The organism is Caulobacter sp. (genome assembly GCF_039596335.1).
Lineage (GTDB): Bacteria > Pseudomonadota > Alphaproteobacteria > Caulobacterales > Caulobacteraceae > Caulobacter.
Genome location: NZ_JBCNJZ010000008.1, coordinates 153,939 through 173,846 on the forward strand (window position 1 = coordinate 153,939; position 19,908 = coordinate 173,846).

Below are 19,908 nucleotides of genomic sequence, written 5' to 3' on the forward strand. Positions count from 1 at the left end.
AGCCGACATCCGGGAGATTTCTCATGCGCGTTGCTACCGTGGTGATCCTCGCCGGAACCCTGGCCGCCGCTGGCGCAGTCGTGGCTAGCGTCCAGGCCGCGCCGGAGACGGCGTCGAAGCCGGCCGCCGCGACCCTGAAGACCGCCGCCAGCTTCCAGTCGATCAAGGATCCGGGCGCGCGCTCGGTTGCCCTGTTCACAGAGGCCGGAAAGGTGATCCAGAGCCCGCGCTGTCTGAACTGCCACCCGGTCGAGCGCGCCCCGACGCAAGGCGATGATCTGCACCCGCACAATCCGCCGATGAAGGCCGGCGACAGCGGCCATGGTCCGGCCGGCCTGCCGTGCTTCTCGTGCCATGGCGAGGCCAACGTCCCAACCTGGGGCCAGAACATCAAGAGCATCCCCGGCGATCCGAAATGGGCCCTGGCCCCGGCCGAGATGGCCTGGCAGGGCAAGAGCCTGGGCCAGATCTGCGCCCAGCTGAAGGATCCCGCCCGCAACGGCGGCAAGACCATGGCCCAGATCCACCACCACATGGCCGAGGACCACCTGGTCGGCTGGGGCTGGAACCCCGGCGCCGGGCGCACGCCGGCCCCAGGCACCCAGGCTCAGTTCGGCGAACTGATCAAGGCGTGGATCGACACCGGCGCGAAGTGCCCGAAGGCCTAGGGATCAGTTCACGGTAACGCGGAAGCGCGTCGTCACCGTCGCCCCGATGCCGATGTTGGCGATCGTGGTCGCGACGCGCGCGCCGTTGAACACGTTGGCGTCGGTGGCCTGGGCCCCGTCAAACAGGCAGGCGCCCAGCAGGACATTGCCACCGACATAGGTGCTGTTGGCCAGATAGGTCGTGTCCGCCGGGATGGCGTCGGTAACCGCCACGCCCGTCAACGGCTGGGATCCGATGTTCTTGACCTGGATGCAGTACTCGATGACCGCGCCGGGGATCGCCTTGGGCGTGAGGACGCCGTTCAAGGGGTCGCTGATGACGACGGCGGTCTTGATGACCTGGGCGGTCGGCGCGGCGATGTCGTACTCGTCGCTGGCGCTGAAGCGGCCGTCGCGGACGAGATCGGCATAGCCGGCGGCGTCGGCGAAGACCGTGTCGATCTGCGTGGGATTGTCGACCAGGCTCTGGACGAGGTCCGCCCCCAGCACGCCGCCCGCGCCGCCCGTCGCGGCGACGGCGGTCAGCTCCACGCCCGCGACGCCGCCGGCAGGACCCGAGGCGGGGATGTCGGCCACGACGAAGACGGTCTTGGTCCCGTCTGGCGCCAGCTCGTCGATATAGGTGGCGACGTCGAAGCCCGCGTCATAGACGCCGTTGCCGTTCCCATCGACGAAGACGCGGATGTTGTTGACGCCGAAGTTGTCGACCCGCCCCAGCTGGGTCTGGACGCCAAGGGTGGTGTTCAGGGCGAACAGCCGGAAATCCTGCGTTGCGTTGGTCGTGTTGGTGACGGTGAAGGTCGTGACCTGGTCGGTCTGGCCAAAGCTCACCAGGGTCGCGGCGGCGCCGACTTCGGCGACCGTCAGATTGACCTTGCGGTCGACCACGAAGCTGGCGGTGTTCGAACTGACCGGCGCCTGCGGAATGCCCCCCACGCTGTAGGCGACCGTGGCGGTGTTGTTGACGTTCGCGCCGGCCTGGGCCCCGGTCGCCGCCGACGCCATCGGGCCCCAAGCAGCGGCCAATGCGGCCAGGGCGTTGGCGATCATCCACCGATGCGTCGTCTTCACGGAAAGTCCTCTTGCAAGATGGCCCGCGCCCCGCCCGGACGGGCGACGCATCGGAGGGACGCGTGTCATCGCGCGCGGCGTCTCACGACACCGCGGCGCGCGACGCCGCGCGGGTTCTCAGGTCAGGGGCGTGGGCGTCGTACCGTCCCGCGCCGTCGAGGCTGGGCGGGAGGCGGGAGGGCGCTCATCGGTCTTGAACTCAGGCGCCATGCCCTAGGGGAATGACGGCTAATCAGACCTTTAAGAGGTGGAACGGAGCGCGAACCTCTAGACCAAGGTCTAGGGGCGAGATGGGCGTTTCTTGCTCGAAAAACACCGTTCGCAATCGTTTACCGGTTCTGGGTTTCCATGGTTTGAGGTGAATGCTGCCCTTAGGGCCACTTCACCGTCGGCGGCATCGAGCTGAGGATCGACTCGACATTGCCCCCGGTCTTCAGGCCGAACATGGTCCCGCGGTCGTACAGCAGGTTGAACTCGACATAGCGGCCGCGCTGGACCAGCTGCTGCTCGCGTTCCTCCGCCGTCCAGGCCTCGCCCATCCGGCGACGGACGAGGTCGGGATAGATCTCCAGGAACGCCCGGCCGACGTCCTGGGTGAAGGCGAAGTCGCGGTCCCAGTCGCCGCTGTCGTGGTGGTCGTAGAAGATGCCGCCGATGCCCCGCGGCTCGTTGCGGTGGGGCAGGAAGAAGTACTCGTCGCACCAGGCCTTGTACTTGGCGTACCAGGTCGGATCGTACTTGTCGCAGGCCCGCTGGTAGGCGGCGTGGAAGTCGACGGCGTCCGGGAAGTCCTGCTGGCGCTGATAGCCCAGCAGGGGTGTCAGGTCGCCGCCGCCGCCGAACCAGCTCTTGGTCGTGGCGATGAAGCGGGTGTTCATGTGCACGGCCGGCACGCGCGGGCTGACCATGTGGGCGATCAGGCTGATGCCGGTGGCGAAGAAGCGCGGATCCTCGCCGGCCCCGGGCATGTTCTTGGCCATCTCGGGCGTGAAGCTGCCGTGCACCGTCGAGACGTGGACGCCGACCTTCTCGAACAGGCGGCCATGCATCATGCCCATGACGCCGCCGCCGCCCGCCGCGCGGTCCCAGGGCTTCTTCTCGAAGCGGCCGGGCGCGCCGGGATAGAGGTCGGCGGGCGCTTCGTCCTCGAGCTGCTCGAACGCCGCGCAGATCTGGTCGCGCAGGCTTTCGAACCACGCCTTGGCGCGGGATTTCTTGGTGTCGAGGTCGTGATCGCTGCTCATGGCGCGCAATTAAGCCGATATTCGACAAGAGGCGAGAGGCGATCCCATATAGGTCGAGGTTTCCGTCCTTCGGAGTTCTTGTGATGACTGATGTCTGGATCGCCTCGGGCGTGCGCACGCCCTTCGCCAAGGTCGAGGGGGCGCTGGCCGACTATGACGCCATCGGCCTGTCCGTGCCGGTGGTGAAGGCGATGCTAGCCAAAGGCGCGCGGCCCGACTTCGCGGTCTGGGGCACGGTCATTCCGAACCTGACATGGAGCAACTTGGCGCGCGAGGTGCTGCTGGACGCCGGGGCCGACCCAACCATTCCGGCCTTCTCGACGATCATGGCCTGCTCGACCAGCATGATCGGCGCGATCGAGGCAGCGGGCATGATCGACGGACGCGGCCGGGACCTCGCCCTGGTCGGCGGCGTCGAGAGCATGAGCCGGGTGCAGATCGGCCTGTCGGTGGCGCTGTCGGACTGGATCCGCAAGTTCCAGGGCGCGCGCACCGGCCAGCAGCGCCTGGCGGCCCTGGGCGCTCTGAACCTGAAGGACGTGCGCCTGTTCATTCCCAAGGTCGCCAATCGCGTAACCGGTCTGTCGATGGGCGAGCACACCGAGATCACCGCCAAGGAATGGGGCCTGACCCGCGTCGACCAGGACGCCATCGCCTATGCCAGCCATCGCGACGCGGTGAAGGGCTGGGAGAGCGGTTTCTTCGACGACCTGGTCATTCCGGTGGGCGAGACCCAGCGCGACACCATCCCGCGCAAGGATTCCACGCCCGAGAAGCTGGCCAAGTTGGGCCCCGCCTTCGACAAGACCAGCGGCAAGGGCACGCTGACGGCCGGCAATTCCTCGCCCCTGACCGACGGGGCGGCCGCGATCTGGGTCGGCTCGGAGAACGGCATGAACCGCCTGCCCGGCGAGACGCCGAAGGTGAAGATCGTCGACTACGAGGTCACCTCGATCGACCTGCGCCACGAGGGTCTCTTGATGGCGCCGGCCTATGGCGTGCCGCGCATGCTGGCGCGCAACGGCATGACCTATGCCGATGTGGGTGTGTGGGAGATCCACGAGGCCTTCGCCGCGCAGGTGCTGTCGCACATCGCCGCCTGGGAGAGCGCGCAGTTCCTGTCGGAGAAGGCGGGCGTCGCCGCGCCGATGGGCAGCTTCCCGCACGAGCGGATGAACCCCAATGGCGGCAGCCTGGCGCTGGGTCACCCGTTCGGGGCCACCGGCGCGCGGATCCTGAGCCAGGCGGTGAAGGAGCTGGCGGCCCGCCCCAAGGGCGAGCGGGCGATCGTCAGCATCTGCGCCGACGGCGGCCAGGGTACGATGATGCTGCTGGAGTCTGCCTGAGCCTACGTCAAAGCCGTGAAGATCAGAGCCACGACGGTGACGTCGAAGATGCGGATGGCGAGGGACAGCATGGGCGCTCACAGCGTTGAGTTCATCAACGCTTAAGCAAGAACCGCGCCAGCCCGTGGGTTCCGCCAAGAACCCCGTGCGGGCCTAGATGTTGGTCTTCTTCAGCAGGCCCGCCTTGGGACGGCGGTCGGCCGGGCCGGAATATTCCGTGCCGAGATAGGTCGATCTGGCCGTGTCGAGCACTTCCTGCCCACCGCGCAGGCCGCGCTTTTGACCCGACTGACCCATGACGTGAGCGGCGAAGGCGGCGAAGCCCTCGCGCCGGGGCGGCGGTTCGGTGCGCGGTGGGGGGGCGTCTTCCTCCACGATGAACACGACCTCTTCTTCGGTCTCAGGACGCGACTTGTCCCGCGGCGCCGGCAGAGCGCGGCGTGCGGGACCGGAGCGTCGAATGGGATCGATCGGGTCGTTCATGGTCGGAAACCTAGAACGGGGACGGTTAAGAACGCCTGGATCGGCTTGGTTAAGAACCGGTTGGGGTTAAGGCTTGTTGGCCAGCTTGGCCAACTGCTCCTGCATCGCTTCCATCTGGCGCTTCAGGTCCGCCAAAGAGTCGTCGCTGGACGGGGCGGCCGGCGCAGGCGGCGGCTCGGCCTGGGCGGCCGCGGCGTCTTCCGGGCGCACATAGGCGAACGGCGAGAACATCTTCATGGCCCGGTCGAACAGCGCCATGTTCTGGCGGATCTGCTCTTCGTAGACGCCCATGCCCGGCATCTTGCCCGGGGCCATGGTCGACAGCTGGCCGCGCAGGCGCTCCTGCTGCTTGGCGAAGCTCTCCAGCGACATCTCCAGGTACGACGGCAGGAAGGCCTGCATCGAGTTGCCGTAGAAGCCGATCAGCTGGCGCAGGAACTGGATGGGCAGCAGGTTCTGGCCGCCGCCGCGGTTCTCTTCCTCGAAGATGATCTGGGTCAGGACCGAGCGGGTGATATCGTCATTGGTCTTGGCGTCGTAGACCACGAAGTCGACGCCTTCCTTCACCATGTCCGACAGGTGTTCCAAAGTGACGTAAGAAGACGAGGCCGTGTTGTAGAGGCGACGGTTCGCGTATTTCTTGATGATCACGCGTTGGGCCGAGGCTTTCTCGCCGCCGGTGGCCGTTTCGCCTTTTTCAGGGTTCTCGGACATTTCGTTCCCTAGATGCGGCTTCGTCCGCCTTTTCGCATCGCACTATCGCTAATGCAAAGCCATGACGCCAGTAGGGTGATGTCGTGGAAGCGTCGCCAACCCGTGAAAATGTGGCCGTGACGAACGTGGTTCGGGCATGCAAGGCTGGTGTTGCACTGCGAAGTGACGCCACGAACCAGACGGCGTCACATCAGATCGTCACGGGAGCTATCCGCATGAGCGACATCGTCATCGTCTCCGCCGCCCGCACGCCGGTGGGCTCGTTCAACGGGGCGCTGTCCAGCTTGCCCGCCGCCGAGCTGGGCAAGCTCGCGATCGAGGCCGCGGTCTCCCGCGCGGGTCTCGCGCCCGCCGACGTGGACGAAGTGATCCTGGGCCAGGTGCTGCAGGCCGGCGCCGGCCAGGGCCCCGCCCGCCAGGCCGCCGTGAAGGCCGGCGTGCCGGTCGAGAGCCCGGCGTGGAGCTTGAACCAGCTGTGCGGCTCGGGCCTGCGCGCCGTGGCCCTGGCGGCCCAGCAGATCGCCGACGGCTCGGCCAAGGTGGTCGTCGCCGGCGGCCAGGAGAGCATGAGCCAGGCGCCGCACGCCCAGAACCTGCGCGGCGGCCAGAAGATGGGCGACCTGCAGTTCGTCGACACCATGATCAAGGACGGCCTGTGGGACGCCTTCCACGGCTATCACATGGGTCAGACGGCTGAGAACATCGCCAGCCGCTGGCAGATCACCCGCGCCGACCAGGACAACTTCGCCGTCGCCTCGCAGAACAAGGCCGAGGCCGCCCAGAAGGCCGGCAAGTTCGACGACGAGATCGTCCCGGTCACCATCAAGGGCCGCAAGGGCGACACCGTGGTCGACAAGGATGAGTACATCCGCCACGGCGCGACGCTGGAAAGCGTGTCGGGCCTGCGCCCGGCCTTCACCAAGGACGGTTCGGTCACCGCCGCCAACGCTTCGGGCCTGAATGACGGGGCCGCCGCCCTGGTGCTGATGAGCGCCGACGAAGCCGCCAAGCGCGGTCTCAAGCCCCTGGCCAAGATCGCCTCCTGGGCCAATGCCGGCGTCGATCCCGAGATCATGGGCACCGGCCCGATCCCGGCCTCGAAGAAGGCGCTGGAAAAGGCTGGCTGGAGTGTTTCGGACCTCGACCTGGTCGAGAGCAACGAGGCCTTCGCCGCCCAGTCGCTGTGCGTTGTCCGCGAGCTGGGCCTCGACCCGGCCAAGGTCAACGTCAACGGCGGCGCCATCGCCATCGGTCACCCGATCGGCGCCTCGGGCGCGCGGATCCTCACCACGCTGGTGCACGAGATGAAGCGCTCGGGCGCCAAGAAGGGTCTGGCGACCCTGTGCGTTGGCGGCGGCATGGGCGTGGCCATGTGCGTCGAGGCCATCTGATACCTTTCGATACGCAACCTTAGCCGTGACCGCACGCTCCTACCTTCCGGTAGGGGGTGCGCGGACCGGCGCAACCATAAGAATATCCGGGAGACAGATATGACGAGAGTTGCGTTCGTGACCGGCGGCACCCGCGGCATCGGTCGGGCGATCTGCGAGCGGCTGATCGCCGACGGCCACAAGGTGGCTGCGGGCTATTCCGGCAATGAGGCGGCGGCTGAGGCCTGCGCCAAGGAGCTGGGCGTCATGGTGGTGAAGGGCAATGTCGGCCACTTCGAAGACTGCCAGGCGGCCGTGAAGAAGGTCGAGGCCGAGCTGGGCCCCGTCGACATCCTCGTGAATAACGCCGGCATTACCCGTGACGGCATGCTGCACAAGATGACCTACGAGCAGTGGTCCGAAGTGATCCGGGTCAACATGGACAGCGCCTTCAACATGACCCGTCCTGTGATCGAGGGCATGCGCGATCGCGGCTGGGGCCGGATCGTCAACATCAGCTCGATCAACGGCCAGAAGGGCCAGATGGGCCAGACCAACTACTCGGCCGCCAAGGCCGGCCTGATCGGCTTCACCAAGGCCCTGGCCCTGGAGAACGCCAAGAAGGGCGTGACGGTCAATGTGATCTGCCCCGGCTACATCGACACCGAAATGGTGGCGGCGGTGCCGGAAAACGTCCTGGCCGGCATTATCGGCGGAATCCCCGTCGGTCGCCTGGGCAAGGGCGAGGAGATCGCCGACATGGTCTCGTTCCTGGCCGGCGAGCGCGCGGGCTTTGTGACCGGCGCCACGCTCAGCCTGAACGGCGGCCAGTACATGGCTTAACCGCCTGAAAGCGTTTTCCTCCGAAGCTGGGCTTGACGGTCGCTGTGGCGTTTTGGCCTCATGCGCCCTGCTTCGGGGGATGGACCTTAACCCGTCCAAGATTCGCCCCACTCGGCGAGCAGTACGGATCGCATGAAATTCTGTAAGGCGGAGTTGAGCGAGCTTGGGGCCGGGACGGCCCTCGCGATCGCGGCTCTGATGCTCATGGCGGCGCCCTTGTGGCCAGGCAGCGCGAACGCCCAGCAGCTGCCGCACTCGCTGCGCGACGCCCTGCTCGGCCACAAGGGCGCCGCCGAGGCGCGTCGTGTTCCCGCGCCTCCCGTCGCCCGTTACGTCTCCGAGAGCGGCGGCGCCTTCATCTTCGACCAGGCCGCCTCCCGTCCCCTGATCAAGTTCGACAACAGCACCGAGGTCTGGGTGCTGTCGCGCCAGCCGGCCTCGCGTGGCGACGTCATCTATCGCAACGACCTGGGTGAGCCCGTCCTGCGGATCACCAAGCTGGGCGGCATGATCCTGTACGGCGACGACGCGCCCATGGGCGTGGCCGCGGCGCTGTCGGGGCGAGCGGCGTCGATCCAGCCGCCGGTCATGCTGTCGCCGGTGGCGCTTTACCAGCGCATGGGCCAGGCCAGCGTGCGCGCCAGCCGCGCCGCCCAGCGCCAGGTGCCGTTCGAGACCCTACAGGACGCTCGGCCCGAGACCTCGGTGCTGATCGCCGACGCCGCGAGCCTGGCGGCCGAGGCGTTCGAGCGCGCGGCTCGCAAGGATCGCTCCCTGCTGTCGCGGGTTCTGCGGGTGCTGCTGACCGAAGGGGGCAAGCCCAGCGCCCAGCTAAAGGACGGATCGCTGGTGGTGACCTACGCGCCCGGCGAAGGCCTGGCGGGACGGCCGTCCTCGAAGCGGATCTTCAAGGTCATGAACCGCTGAACAGCGGCTGCCGCAAGCGTAACCATAAAGTCTAAAGAGGCATTAATCGGCTTCGGATAGCGATGTTCGCTCTTCCCGGCCTCGTTGTTGTTGTCGCCTGCGCTCTACCGCGGGTCCTGCGACGCCAACGTGGCTGTTCGTGTGTGCTCAGGGTTGTATTGTAATACCATGGACAGTCCCGACCTCTCCGAGGCGCCGGAACGCGGTCGCCTGAAGATGGCCGACATCGCGCGGATGGCGGGGGTGTCGATCTCGACCGTGTCGCGGGCCCTGGCCGGCAATCCCCTGATCCCCAAGACCCTGCGCGACCAGATCGTCCAGATCGCTCAGACCCACGGCTACGTCGTCAACCAGTCGGCGCGGTCCCTGCGCCTGCGCAAGACCGAGACCATCGGCGTGATCATCCCCCTGGCCGACGAGGCCGGGCAGTTGATCGCCGACCCGTTCCTGCTGGAGATGGTCGGTCGTCTGGCCGACGAGATCACCCTGCGTAACTATTCGGTGCTGCTGAACAAGGTGGTGGTCAAGGAGGCCGGCTGGCTGGAGCGGATCATCCAGTCGCATCGCGCCGACGGCCTGCTGCTGATCGGCCGCAGCGCCCAGCAGGCGGCGCTCAACAGCGTCGCCGACACCTATCGGCCGATGGTGGTCTGGGGCGCCCCGCTGCCCGGCCAGCGCTATTGCGGCGTGGGCGGCGACAATGCCGAGGGCGGCCGTCTGGCCGTCGAGCACCTGACCGCCGGCGGTCGTCGGCGCATCGCCTTCCTGGGCGAGGCAGACACGCCCGAAGCGGCGCGACGGTTCGAGGGTTATCAGAAGGGGCTGGTTGAGGCCGGCCTGACACCGGATCCGGCGCTGGTTGTTCCCACCGCGCAGGGCGCCGAGGCGGCGTACGCGGCGATGACCGCTTTCCTGGCGCGGGGCGTGGCCATCGACGCCATCTTCGCGCGGTCGGACGTGATCGCCCTGGCGGCGATGCGGGCCCTGGCCGAGGCGGGCCGCAGCGTGCCTGGCGACGTGGCGGTGGTCGGCTTCGACGACAGCGTCCCGGGACGGCTGGCGACGCCGCCGCTGACCAGCGTGCGCAAGGACCTGGAGGTCGGGGCGCGGACGATGGTCGACCTGCTGTTCCGGCGCATGGCGGGCGAGGACGCGACCGGCGTCCTGGCGCCGGTGCGTCTGGTCGTCCGCGAAAGCAGCGTCTAGGCCGCTTCCACGCCGATCGTCTTCAGTTCCTTCAGGAAGCGGGTCAGGCTGATGTGCGAGCGGCGCAGGCCGTGCACGACCTCGGGCTTGGACAGGGCCGACTGCGGCACAATGAAGCCTTCGCGGCCGACGCGCTGGGCCATGCCGCGCTCCAGCATCTCGACGAAGCGGCGACGCACGGTCTCGTAGGGCAGGCCCAGGGAGTCGGCGACCTGACGCACGGTCAGGGGGCGGCGCTCGTGGTCGGGCGGAATGTCATCGACGTCGGCATAGAGGCCGCCGCGGATGTGCGAGCAGTTGCCAGCCCAGAGGGTAGTGAAGACCAAGGCATAGAGCAGATCGGATCCGTGAACTTCGTTGGCGATCTCGACCCAGCGCAGGATGTAATCCGTCGCGTAACGGCTCGCTGAGCGAGCATTGGCGTACTCTTCAGACATTCGTACTCGGTTCCCCTGGCCGGCATTTCACCGCGACGTGAAAAGGATTGCACGGTGCAGATACCGACGCCATGCGACCAAGTTGCCCACTATGGGTACCCTTATTGAGCCACTGCGACGAACTGACGCGGGCTGACAGCGCAGTAATCCAGCCAAGGGTTGTGGATTGTAAAATTCTGGCGCCATTTCAGCGACTTGAGGGTCTCCAGTCCGGCGCTGCGAGCTCGAATCCTTCGAATCGGAATCCGGGTGCGACGGTGCAGCCGACCAGGGTCCAGGCGCCCAGGCTGACCGCCGTCTGCCACCACAGAGTCGGCACCACGACCTGCGGCCGACAGCCGGCGCGAAGGTCGGGACCCAGCACGTGAGCGGTGACCCCCTGACCGTCCGGCGGCGACAGGCTGATCGAGATCGGCGCGCCGGCGTACCAGTGCCAGGTCTCGACGGCGTCGACCCGATGCCAGGCCGACATCTGCTCGGCCTCGAGCAGATAGTAGATGCAAGTCGACAGCGCGCGGCCGTCTGGGCCCGGGGCGTCCTCGAACGTGCGACGGTACCAGCCGCCCTCGGGATGCGGCGCCATGTCCAGCATCCGGATGATTTCCTTGGCGCCCAGGTCGCCGGAAATAGCCTTGTCGTGCACGGTCACCCCTTGAAGCTGTCCTTGGCGGCCCGGATCTCGGCGAAGGCCTGCGCGGGCGAAGCGGCGTCCGGGCGCAGCAGCGGCGCGCGCAGGAACGGGTTGGTGGCCTTCTCGGCGGCGATGGTGGTCGGCACCGTGGCCTCGCCGCGCTCGCGGGCGGCGAAGATCTGCTCGGCGCGCGCTTTCAGAGCCGGGTCGTCGTCGACCGACAGGGCGAAGCGGGCGTTGCTGGCGGTGTACTCGTGGGCGCAGTAGATCGTGGTGGCGTCGGGCAGGGCGGTCAGGCGCGCCAGCGAGCCCCACATCTGCTCGGCCGTGCCCTCGAACAGTCGGCCACAGCCTAACGCGAACAGGGTGTCGCCGACGAAGGCGAGGGCGTCGGCGGCGTCGTGATAGGCGACATGGCCCAGGGTGTGGCCGCCGCTGTCGATCACCTCGAACCGGGTCTCGCCCAGCATCACGACGTCGCCATCGCGGACCACGCGGTCCAGCGGCGCGATGCGGGTCACCTCGGACGGTCCGGCGATGGTCGCGCCGGTGGCGGTCTTCAGGGCTTCGTTGCCGCCCGCGTGGTCGGGGTGCCAGTGGGTGTTGAGGATCAGGTCGAGCTTCCAGCCCAGCTTGTCCAGCTCGGCCAGGATCGCCTGGGCGTCCGGCGTATCGATCGTGGCGACCTGGCCGCTGGCCTCGTCGCGGATCAGGAAGCCGTAGTTGTCGGAGAGGCAGGGGAACTGGTGAACAGTAAGGGTCATCGGCGCTTGCTCTATCGCGCCGGCCCTGGCGCGCCTACAAAGATGGCCCTGTGCCTTGGGAGACTCAATGCGCCGCGACGTGCTGGACCTGCGCGCTTTCTACGCCGCCCCCCTAGGGCGCGCGGCGCGGACGATGCTGACGCGCAAGGTGGACGAGGCCTGGGGCGACACGCGCGATCTCGACGTGCTGGGCGTCGGCTACGCCACCCCGTTCCTCGACAAGGCCCGCACCAACGCTCGCCGGGTGGTCGCCGCCATGCCGGCCCAGCAGGGCGTCGAGGTCTGGCCGCACGGTCACCGCAACCAGGCCTGCCTGGTCGAGGAGACCAGCCTGCCTCTGCCCAACGCCATGTTCGACCGCGTGCTGGCCGTCCATGCCCTGGAGGAGGCCGACGACCCGGCCGCCCTGCTGGCCGAGATCGGTCGGGTGATGGCCCCCACGGGGCGACTGATCGTGGCGGTCTCGTCGCGCGACGGCGTCTGGACCGGGGCCGAGGGGACGCCCTTCGGCCACGGTCGTCCCTACAGCCGCAGCCAGCTGGAAAGCCTGATCCGCGAGGCCGAACTGGAGCCGGCCGGCTGGACCCGCGCGCTCTATGTGCCGCCAGTGAACGCCATGGCTGGCTGGGCCGAGGGCTTCGAGCAGGTCGGCGCCCGTCTTTGGCCGCGCTTCGCCGGGGTGATCCTGATGGAGGCCATCAAGCAGACCTTCGCGGTTAAGCCGCGCGGACATCGGGCCCGGGCGCGGGTCTTCGCGCCGGGTGTCCTGCTGCCCAGCCCGGCGGGACCGGCGCCCGTACGCCACACCGAGCGACATTCGGCGCCCGTTCATCAGGCGCCGAGCGGTCGCGAGGACTGATCGGGCTTGGAGCGAAGCGCGCGGACGCCTAGCTTGTATCCGTAACAACCGTTTCGAGGCGGGAGCCGCGCCATGAAGATGATCGTCGCCGTGATTAAGCCCAGCCGCCTGGACGCGGTGCTAGAGGCGGTCACCGAGGCCGGCGCGTCGGGCCTGACCGTCACCGAGGTGCGCGGCTATGGCCGACAGAAGGGCAAGACCGAGGTCTATCGCGGCGCCGAGTACGAGGTGAAGCTGCTGCCGAAGGTCAAGCTGGAGATCGCGGTGCCGACCGACGTGCTTGAGCCCGTCGTCGAGGCCCTGCAGCGCACGGCCAACACCGGCAAGATCGGCGACGGCAAGGTGTTCGTCATGGACCTGGAGCAAGCCCTGCGCATCCGCACCGGCGAGCGCGACGCCGCCGCCATCGCCGGTTGATCCTGCCCCTTAAGGCGCCGCTTTTCACGCGACGGGATATCCAAGCGGAGCCATAAACGGTTCCGCGCGTTCTCGAATGTCACGGGCGTGAGTGTGCGGGCGTTTGGGGCGACATGGATCCACGGTCTTCCGTCTTCCAACCAGGCTACAACTGTTGGCGGGTCGAACCCTCCGACCGTACGGCCCTGTTCATCGACAACGACGAGACGTTCGACGCGCTCAAGCCGCTGATCCTGTCGGCCAAGAAGTCGATCTGGATCCTGGCGTGGGTGTTCGACCCCCTGACGCGCCTGGATCCCGACCGGGTGCGCAAGAGCCGTGATCCGACCCACGCCGACCGCATCGGCCTGATCCTGCGGCGTCAGGCGGCGCTGAATCCGGCCCTGGACGTGCGCGTGTTGACCTGGGACATGCCGTTCCCGATCGCCGCCGCCCAGCTGTTCGGTCCCCATCGCGGCGCGGCTTTCTTCGCCGGCTCGCGGGTCAAGTACCGCCTGGACGCGACCCTGCCAGCCAGCGCCTGCCATCACCAGAAGGCGGTCATCATCGACGGCGTTTCGGCGCTGATCAGCGGCGGCGACATCGGCGTTGATCGCTGGGACGACCAGCGTCACCTGGACAACAACCCGCTGCGCCGATTGCCCACGGGGCGCCACTATCCGCCCCGGCACGAGGTGGCGATGCTGGTCGACGGCCGGGCGGGCGAGGCGATGGCCGACCTGTTCATCGACCGCTGGCGCGCGTCCGGCGGCGAACCGATCGAGCGTCCCGAGCGGCCCGAGGAGACGCCCTGGCCCGAGGACCTGATCCCCGACCTGCGCCGCACGCCGATCGCGGTGGCGCGTACCTCGGCAGCCTGGCAGGGGCGGCCCGAGGTCATCGAGTGCCTGCTGCTGCACCTGGCGGCGATCAAGCGGGCGCGGCGGCTGATCTATCTGGAAAACCAGTACCTGACCTCACCGATCATCGTCGAAGCCCTGGCCGAACGCCTGGTCGAGCCGGATGGGCCCGAGGTCGTGACCATCGGTCCGGCGCGCAGCCCCAGCTATTTCGACCAGATGACCATGGACAGCGCCCGCACGTCGGCGATCAACCGCCTGCGCGCCGTCGACGTCCACAAGCGCTTCTCGGCCTTCAGCGCCCACACGCCAAAGGGCGCGCCGATCATCGTCCACTCCAAGGTCACGATCATCGACGACCAAGTGCTGCGGATCGGCTCGGCCAATCTCAACAACCGCTCGATCGGCCTGGACAGCGAGTGCGACCTGGCGCTGGAGGGCCACTCGGATCGTGAGCGCGAGACGATCCGCGCCTTCCTGGGCCGCCTGGTCGGTCACTTCATCGGCCGCTCGGCCGGCGACGTGCTGACGGCCATGGAGGAGGAAGGTGGCCTGGCCGCGGCGATCAACAGATTGGACGTCCGAGGCGGTCCGCCGCGTCGTCTGCAGCCGGTGCCGACCCGCAAGCTGAGCGGCGTGGAGAAGTTCATCGCCGACTGGAGCCTGGGCGACGCCATCGCCCCCGACGACGCCTGGCGTCCGTGGGGCCGCCGCGCGCGCCTGAAGCGGGATATCGCCCGGCTTACCGAGCCGCCGCCCTTGCCTCCGGAGCGGCTGCAGGAGTGATCTCCAGGTCGACCACCAGCGGCAGGTGGTCAGACGCCACCCGGGCCCGCGCGTCATAGGGCGAGCGCACGCCGCGCGTCTCCAGGCCCTTGGTCAGGAAGACGTGGTCGATGCGCATGAACGGGAAGTTGGACGGGAAGGTCGCCGTGGCCGGGCGTGGCCAGGTCGGCGTCGGCGCCTGGGCGTCGCGCAGGGCGGTCCGCAGCATCCGATAGGTCGCCGAATAGGGCGTGGCGTTGAAGTCGCCCAGCACGATGCCGGGGGCGATCCACTCGTCGGCGCCCATCCAGTCGGGGCCCAGCAGGGCGGCGGCTTGGCGCTTCTGCTCCTGCGGCACCAAGCCCAGGTGCGTGTTGATGATCTGGACCTTCTGGCCCTCGAACTCGACCTCGACCCACAGGGCGCCGCGTGGCTCCAGGCCCGGCACCCGTCGATAGAGGGGCAGGCCCTTGGCCTTGATCCGGCGCTCGGGCAGGGCGGTCAGGATGGCGTCGCCGTAGAGCTCCTCTTCCACCGTCATGGCCGGATGGAAGTGGAAGGTCATCTTCAGCAGTTCGGCCAGGCGGTGGGCCTGGTCGACGCTGCGGGTGCGGAGCCGGCCGACGTCCAGTTCCTGCAGGGCCACCACGTCCGGCTGTTCAGCCGCAATGACTTCGGCCACACGCTCGACGTCGAGCTTGCGGTCGGTGCCCACGCAGCGGTGGACGTTGTAGGTCATAAGACGAAGCGTCTTCATCCGTCGAAGAGATCGCCCGAAGCCGTCGGAAGTTCCCCCTCGGGAAGTTTTTGGATCGGCGTCACGCCGTTGCGGCTGAGCATGAACAGGCAGGTTTCCGTCCGCCAGTTCTCCAGCGCGCCGGTGGGGTTCATCGACCGTGCCGGGCCGTTGCCCGCGAAGGCGGCGCAGGCGTCGACGCGCAGGTTCAGGTCCGCCGTCAGGGCCATGAAGTCGGCCAGGGTGCACAGGTGGATGTTGGGCGTCGCCCACCAGGGCAGCGGCAGGGCCTTGGTCTCGGGCATCCGGCCGCGGCTCAAGAGCGACCAGCGCACCCGCCAGTGCCCGAAATTGGGGAACGAGACGATGGCCCGGTCGGCGATGCGCAGCAGCTCGTCCAGCACGTGGCGCGGATTGCGCGTCGCCTGCAGGGTTTGGGACAGCACCGCGTAGTCAAACGAGCGGTCGGGAAAGTGGTCCAGGTCCTGGTCGGCGTCGCCCTGCACGACCGACAGGCCGCGGGCCATGCAGGCGGCCACGCCGCTGGCGCTGATCTCGAGTCCCCGCGCGTCGACCTGCTTTTCGTGCGCCAGCAGGTCCAGCAGCACGCCCTCGCCGCAGCCGACGTCCAGCACCCGCGCGCCGGGTCGCACCAGGCGCAGGATCTCGCGGAAGTCCTCGCGGATGGTGATGTCGCTCACGTCAGTCCCCGATCGCGTTCGGCCGAGGCCAGGAAGCCTTCCAGCGCCGCGTCCATCACCGGCTCGTCCAGCAGGAAGGCGTCGTGGCCCTTGTCGCTCTCGATCTCGGCGAAGGCGGCGCGGGCTCCGGCCGCCGTCAGGGCGCGCACCAGATGGCGGCTCTCGGCGGTGGGGTAGAGCCAGTCGCTGGAGAAGCTGAGCACGCAGAACCGAACGTCGCGCGCGGCGGTGAAGGCCTTGGCCAGCACCCCGCCATGGGCGGCGGCGATGTCGAAATAGTCGGTGGCCCGGGTGATGTAGAGATAGCTGTTGGCGTCGAAGCGATCGACGAAGCTGGCCCCCTGGTGGCGCAGGTAGCTCTCGACCTGGAAGTCGGCGTCGAAGCCCCAGGACAGGCCGTCGCGCTTCAGCTCGCGGCCGAACTTCCGCTGCAGGGCCGGTTCCGACAGATAGGTGATGTGCGCGGCCATGCGCGCCACGGCCAGGCCCTTGCCCGGGTGGACGCCGTGCTCGGCATAGGCGCCGCCGCGCCAGTCGGGATCGGCCATGATCGCCTGGCGGCCCACCTCGTGGAAGGCGATGTTCTGGGCCGAGTGCCTGGAAGCCGAAGCCAGCACCACGACGCTGAACACCCGCTCGGGATAGTCGACCGCCCACTGCTGGGCCTGCATGCCGCCCATCGAGCCGCCGATCACCGCGAAGAGGGTGTCGATGCCCAGGGCCCTCACCAGCATCGCCTGGGCGCGGACCATGTCGGGCACGGTGATGACCGGGAAGGTCAGGCCGTAGGGCTTGCCGGTGGCCGGATTGATCGAGCCGGGACCGGTCGAGCCCATGCAGCCGCCGATGACGTTCGAGCAGATGATGAAGTGGCGCTCGGGATCCAGCGGCTTGCCCGGGCCGATCAGGCGCAGCCACCAGCCGGGCTTGCCCGTGGTCGGATGTGGTGAGGCTACGTACTGGTCACCGGTCAGGGCGTGGCAGATCAGGATGGCGTTGGACTTGTCCGCATTCAGGGTCCCGTAGGTCTGGTAGCCGACCTCCAGCCCCTCGATCATGCCGCCGGAATCGAGCCGCAAGGGTTCGTTCGCGGGAAACCGCCAGGTTCCCCCGCCGGACAGGACGGGTGTGAACAGATCGAGCGCAGCCATGTCGCCTTGGAGCGCTTGGCGAAGAAGGTGTCAACCCGGCTTCCTGATAGGCCGACGGACGGCTATGGAGGGCGCATGGACCGACTGATCCTGATGCGCCACGGCAAGGCCGAGCGGCACGCCCACAGCGGCGGTGATTTCGAGCGTGCGCTGGCCGACAGCGGCCGCGCCGACGCCGCCGTCATGGGGCGCGTGCTGGCCGGTCTCGGCTACGCCCCCGACCTGATGCTGGTCTCCTCGGCCCGCCGTACGCGGCAGACCGCCGAGATGGTTTCGGAGAGCTTCCCGCAGGCCCGGATCGAGCACCTGCGCGACCTCTATCACGCCGACCCGGAAGAGATCGTCCAGGCGGTCGAGGATCACGACCCCGACGGCACGGTGATGATCGTCGGCCACAATCCCGGCATGCACGAACTGGCGCTGCGCCTGGCGGTGCAGGCGGGCGCGACGCCGATCCAGATCAACAAGCTGCGCGGCCGCTTCCCGACCTCGACCGTCGTGACCTTCGTCTGGCGCGACGAGAGCGCCCCGGTGCTGGAGCACATCCTGTTCGTGAGCGAGAACGGCGGAGCCGGCGGCGAATGACCCTGATCTACAAGATCCTGTCCCGCGCCGAGTGGGATGCCGCCAAGGTCGCAGGCCAGTTCGAGGGCTCGGCCGTCGACCATCAGGACGGCTACATCCACCTGTCGGGCCACGACCAGGCCCAGGAAACCGCCGCCAAATACTTCAAGGACCAGGCCAATCTGGTCCTGCTGGGCGTCGAGGCCGAGAGCCTGGGCGCGGACCTGAAGTGGGAAGCCTCGCGCGGCGGGGCGCTGTTCCCGCACCTCTACCGGCCGCTGCTGGTGAGCGAAGTGCTGACCGAAAACGATCTGACCCTGGACGCCGACGGCGTGCCCCAACTGAGCGACCATCTCGCATGAGCCTTCACGACGTCGCCGCTCGGGCTCTCCACGCCTTCGACCCGGAAGACGCGCACGGCTGGGCCATTCGCGGCCTGAAGTGGGGTCTGGGTCCGCGCGATGGCGGTCCGGATGATCCGATCCTGGCCGTGAAGCTGGCGGGCCTCGATCTTCCCAACTGCGTGGGCCTAGCCGCAGGCTTCGACAAGAACGCCGAGGTGCCGGACGCCATGCTGGCCGCCGGCTTCGGCTTCGTGGAGGCGGGCACCGTCACGCCCCTGGCCCAGGCCGGCAATCCGCGCCCGCGCCTGTTCCGCCTGACCGAGGACCAGGCGGTGATCAACCGCATGGGCTTCAACAACGGTGGCCTTGAGCCGTTCGCCCAGCGCCTGTCGGCCCGCAAGGACAAGGGCGGCTTGGTCGGCGCGAACATCGGCGCCAACAAGGACGCCGGCGACCGCATCCAGGACTACGTCACCGGCCTGTCGCGCCTGTGGGGCCTGTCGGACTATTTCACGGCCAACATCTCCTCGCCCAATACGCCGGGCCTGCGCGCCCTGCAGACCAAGGCAGCGCTGGAGGATCTGCTGGGCCGGATCTCCGAGACCCGCGAGGCGCTGAAGATCGCTTCGGGTCGCGACTATCCGATCTTCCTGAAGGTTGCTCCCGACCTGGAGGACGGCGAGGTCGAGGCCATCGTCGAGACCGTGGTCGGTTCGGGCCTGGACGCCATCATCGTCAGCAACACCACCATCGCCCGTCCCGACAGCCTGAGGTCGGCGCAGAAGGGCGAGGGCGGCGGCCTGTCGGGCGCGCCTTTGCTGGACGCCTCGACGGCGGTGCTGGCCCGTTTCCACGCCGCCGCAGCCGGTCGCGTGGCCCTGATCGGGGCGGGCGGTATCGCCGACGGCGCCGGGGCCTATGCCAAGATCCGCGCCGGCGCTCGCGCCGTGCAGCTCTATTCGGCCCTGGTCTATGGCGGCCCCGGTCTGGTCACCCGCATCAAGCGCGACCTGGCCGCCCGCCTGCGGGCCGACGGCTTCGCGGCGGTCGAGGACGCGGTCGGCCAGAAATGACACGCGACAAGGCCCTGATGCTGCTGCGCCGCTTCGGGCCGCTCGCGGTCATCGTGGTCCTGTTTGCGGTAGTTCTGGCCAGCGGCCTGACCGAGCACCTGTCCTTGCATGAACTGCGGGCCCGTGGCGCCGAGCTGCAGGCCTTCGCCGCCGAGAAGCCGCTGCAGTGCGCGGCGATCTATCTGGCGCTCTATGTGGGCCTGGTCGCGGTGTCGTTGCCCGGCGCCCTGATCATGTCGCTCAGCGCCGGCTTCCTGTTCGGCCCGATCGCCGGCGGCTTCGCGGCCGTGACCGGCGCCACCGGCGGCTCGGCCGTCACCTATCTGGTCTTCCGCACCGCCTTCGGTGACTCTCTGCGCCGTAAGCCCAGCGCGTTCCTGACCCGCGCCGAGGCGGGTTTCAAGCAGGACGCTTTCGCCTATCTGCTGACCTTGCGGCTGATCCCGGCCTTTCCGCTGCTGATCGTCAACATCGCCGCCGGAGTGATGAACCTCCGCATCCGGACCTTCCTGCCCGCCTCTTTCCTGGGCATGGCGCCCAGCTCGTTCGTCTATGCCGGCATCGGCGCGGGCCTGGGCCATATTTTCGCAAAGGGCGGCGACGTCAGCGTCGAGACCCTCTTGTCGCCGCGGATCTATCTTCCGATCATCGGCATGGGCGTTCTGGCCTTTCTGCCGCCGTTGTGGCGCCATTGGCGCAAAGGGCGCAGCACCGCGCCTTTGCCGATGCCTTTGGAAGAGAAGTAGCCGCCCCGG

Annotated in this window: 24 protein-coding genes; 13 read left to right on the forward strand and 11 right to left on the reverse strand. The window is 68.3% G+C overall.

All coding sequences use genetic code 11. The features are described 5' to 3' along the window. The first annotated feature begins 23 nt into the window (after positions 1-23). Entirely contained in the window at positions 24-668 is a 645-nt protein-coding gene (locus ABDW31_RS18305) for an Isoquinoline 1-oxidoreductase subunit (RefSeq protein WP_184723267.1), read from the forward strand. A gap of 3 nt (positions 669-671) precedes the next feature. Here the strand turns inward: ABDW31_RS18305 and ABDW31_RS18310 are convergent, their stop codons facing one another. Both ABDW31_RS18310 and hemF read right to left on the reverse strand, forming a co-directional pair. Next, positions 672-1,739, reverse strand: coding sequence for a hypothetical protein (locus ABDW31_RS18310; RefSeq protein WP_343699350.1), 1,068 nt, complete (start codon positions 1,737-1,739; stop codon positions 672-674). A 371-nt stretch (positions 1,740-2,110) separates the two neighbouring features. Further along, the gene (hemF, locus tag ABDW31_RS18315; protein ID WP_343699351.1) at positions 2,111-2,983 is read right to left on the reverse strand and encodes an oxygen-dependent coproporphyrinogen oxidase; all 873 of its coding nucleotides are present in this window, start codon (positions 2,981-2,983) and stop codon (positions 2,111-2,113) included. Positions 2,984-3,066: 83 nt separating this feature from the next. Between hemF and ABDW31_RS18320 the strand changes: the two genes are divergently transcribed. Continuing rightward, the gene (locus ABDW31_RS18320) at positions 3,067-4,329 is read left to right on the forward strand and encodes an acetyl-CoA C-acyltransferase (RefSeq protein WP_343699352.1); all 1,263 of its coding nucleotides are present in this window, start codon (positions 3,067-3,069) and stop codon (positions 4,327-4,329) included. 2 nt (positions 4,330-4,331) lie between these two features. On the opposite strand, the gene ABDW31_RS18325 is transcribed toward ABDW31_RS18320, so the two are convergent. From ABDW31_RS18325 to phaR, 3 genes are all read right to left on the reverse strand, one after another. Beyond that, on the reverse strand, positions 4,332-4,397 hold the full coding sequence (locus ABDW31_RS18325) for a hypothetical protein (RefSeq protein WP_184724251.1): 66 nt from the start codon (positions 4,395-4,397) through the stop codon (positions 4,332-4,334). A gap of 85 nt (positions 4,398-4,482) precedes the next feature. Then, on the reverse strand, positions 4,483-4,812 hold the full coding sequence (locus ABDW31_RS18330; protein WP_184723256.1) for a hypothetical protein: 330 nt from the start codon (positions 4,810-4,812) through the stop codon (positions 4,483-4,485). Positions 4,813-4,878: 66 nt separating this feature from the next. Further along, positions 4,879-5,526, reverse strand: a complete 648-nt coding sequence (gene phaR, locus ABDW31_RS18335) for a polyhydroxyalkanoate synthesis repressor PhaR (RefSeq protein ID WP_184723253.1) — start codon at positions 5,524-5,526, stop codon at positions 4,879-4,881. Positions 5,527-5,741: 215 nt separating this feature from the next. On the opposite strand from phaR, the gene ABDW31_RS18340 reads away from it, so the two are divergent. From ABDW31_RS18340 to ABDW31_RS18355, 4 genes are all read left to right on the forward strand, one after another. Beyond that, a complete protein-coding gene (locus ABDW31_RS18340; protein ID WP_343699353.1) occupies positions 5,742-6,917 on the forward strand; it encodes an acetyl-CoA C-acetyltransferase in 1,176 nt (391 codons plus the stop codon). A gap of 99 nt (positions 6,918-7,016) precedes the next feature. After that, positions 7,017-7,739 (forward strand): beta-ketoacyl-ACP reductase, encoded by a 723-nt coding sequence (locus ABDW31_RS18345; RefSeq protein WP_184723247.1) that lies wholly within the window; start codon positions 7,017-7,019, stop codon positions 7,737-7,739. 132 nt (positions 7,740-7,871) lie between these two features. Continuing rightward, a complete protein-coding gene (locus ABDW31_RS18350; RefSeq protein ID WP_184723244.1) occupies positions 7,872-8,666 on the forward strand; it encodes a DUF4908 domain-containing protein in 795 nt (264 codons plus the stop codon). A gap of 216 nt (positions 8,667-8,882) precedes the next feature. After that, complete coding sequence (locus ABDW31_RS18355) at positions 8,883-9,872, forward strand: substrate-binding domain-containing protein (protein WP_343699421.1); 990 nt, start codon at positions 8,883-8,885, stop codon at positions 9,870-9,872. Here ABDW31_RS18355 and ABDW31_RS18360 read toward each other — a convergent pair. The 3 genes from ABDW31_RS18360 to gloB all read right to left on the reverse strand — a co-directional run bounded on the left by ABDW31_RS18360 (position 9,869) and on the right by gloB (position 11,704). Next, positions 9,869-10,309 carry a hypothetical protein gene (locus ABDW31_RS18360; protein ID WP_343699354.1) on the reverse strand — a complete coding sequence of 147 codons (441 nt, stop codon included), beginning with the start codon at positions 10,307-10,309 and terminating at the stop codon, positions 9,869-9,871. The genes ABDW31_RS18355 and ABDW31_RS18360 overlap by 4 nt on opposite strands. A gap of 187 nt (positions 10,310-10,496) precedes the next feature. After that, a complete protein-coding gene (locus tag ABDW31_RS18365) occupies positions 10,497-10,952 on the reverse strand; it encodes a cupin domain-containing protein (RefSeq protein ID WP_343699355.1) in 456 nt (151 codons plus the stop codon). 2 nt (positions 10,953-10,954) lie between these two features. Beyond that, positions 10,955-11,704, reverse strand: a complete 750-nt coding sequence (gene gloB, locus ABDW31_RS18370; RefSeq protein ID WP_343699356.1) for a hydroxyacylglutathione hydrolase — start codon at positions 11,702-11,704, stop codon at positions 10,955-10,957. 67 nt (positions 11,705-11,771) lie between these two features. Between gloB and ABDW31_RS18375 the strand changes: the two genes are divergently transcribed. The 3 genes from ABDW31_RS18375 (at position 11,772) to ABDW31_RS18385 (ending at position 14,605) form a co-directional block, all read left to right on the forward strand. Beyond that, the gene (locus tag ABDW31_RS18375; RefSeq protein WP_343699357.1) at positions 11,772-12,563 is read left to right on the forward strand and encodes a class I SAM-dependent methyltransferase; all 792 of its coding nucleotides are present in this window, start codon (positions 11,772-11,774) and stop codon (positions 12,561-12,563) included. Between the two features lie 72 nt (positions 12,564-12,635). After that, positions 12,636-12,980, forward strand: a complete 345-nt coding sequence (locus tag ABDW31_RS18380) for a P-II family nitrogen regulator (protein ID WP_172273841.1) — start codon at positions 12,636-12,638, stop codon at positions 12,978-12,980. A 113-nt stretch (positions 12,981-13,093) separates the two neighbouring features. Then, the gene (locus ABDW31_RS18385; RefSeq protein ID WP_184723232.1) at positions 13,094-14,605 is read left to right on the forward strand and encodes a phospholipase D-like domain-containing protein; all 1,512 of its coding nucleotides are present in this window, start codon (positions 13,094-13,096) and stop codon (positions 14,603-14,605) included. On the opposite strand, the gene ABDW31_RS18390 is transcribed toward ABDW31_RS18385, so the two are convergent. The 3 genes from ABDW31_RS18390 to ABDW31_RS18400 are packed head-to-tail and all read right to left on the reverse strand — an operon-like array spanning position 14,562 to position 17,172. Continuing rightward, a complete protein-coding gene (locus ABDW31_RS18390; RefSeq protein WP_184723229.1) occupies positions 14,562-15,341 on the reverse strand; it encodes an endonuclease/exonuclease/phosphatase family protein in 780 nt (259 codons plus the stop codon). The two genes, ABDW31_RS18385 and ABDW31_RS18390, sit on opposite strands and share 44 nt — an antisense overlap. Beyond that, the gene (gene metW / locus ABDW31_RS18395; protein ID WP_343699422.1) at positions 15,338-16,012 is read right to left on the reverse strand and encodes a methionine biosynthesis protein MetW; all 675 of its coding nucleotides are present in this window, start codon (positions 16,010-16,012) and stop codon (positions 15,338-15,340) included. Before metW ends, ABDW31_RS18390 begins: the two co-directional genes overlap by 4 nt. A 5-nt stretch (positions 16,013-16,017) precedes the next feature. After that, on the reverse strand, positions 16,018-17,172 hold the full coding sequence (locus ABDW31_RS18400) for a homoserine O-acetyltransferase (RefSeq protein WP_343699358.1): 1,155 nt from the start codon (positions 17,170-17,172) through the stop codon (positions 16,018-16,020). A 75-nt stretch (positions 17,173-17,247) separates the two neighbouring features. On the opposite strand from ABDW31_RS18400, the gene ABDW31_RS18405 reads away from it, so the two are divergent. The 4 genes from ABDW31_RS18405 to ABDW31_RS18420 are packed head-to-tail and all read left to right on the forward strand — an operon-like array spanning position 17,248 to position 19,899. Next, entirely contained in the window at positions 17,248-17,757 is a 510-nt protein-coding gene (locus ABDW31_RS18405) for a histidine phosphatase family protein (protein WP_343699359.1), read from the forward strand. Beyond that, on the forward strand, positions 17,754-18,098 hold the full coding sequence (locus ABDW31_RS18410; protein WP_343699360.1) for a DUF952 domain-containing protein: 345 nt from the start codon (positions 17,754-17,756) through the stop codon (positions 18,096-18,098). The genes ABDW31_RS18405 and ABDW31_RS18410 overlap by 4 nt, the downstream gene beginning before the upstream one ends. Then, positions 18,095-19,153 carry a quinone-dependent dihydroorotate dehydrogenase gene (locus tag ABDW31_RS18415; RefSeq protein WP_343699361.1) on the forward strand — a complete coding sequence of 353 codons (1,059 nt, stop codon included), beginning with the start codon at positions 18,095-18,097 and terminating at the stop codon, positions 19,151-19,153. Before ABDW31_RS18410 ends, ABDW31_RS18415 begins: the two co-directional genes overlap by 4 nt. Next, entirely contained in the window at positions 19,150-19,899 is a 750-nt protein-coding gene (locus ABDW31_RS18420; protein WP_343699362.1) for a TVP38/TMEM64 family protein, read from the forward strand. Before ABDW31_RS18415 ends, ABDW31_RS18420 begins: the two co-directional genes overlap by 4 nt. The last annotated feature ends 9 nt before the right edge of the window (positions 19,900-19,908 follow it).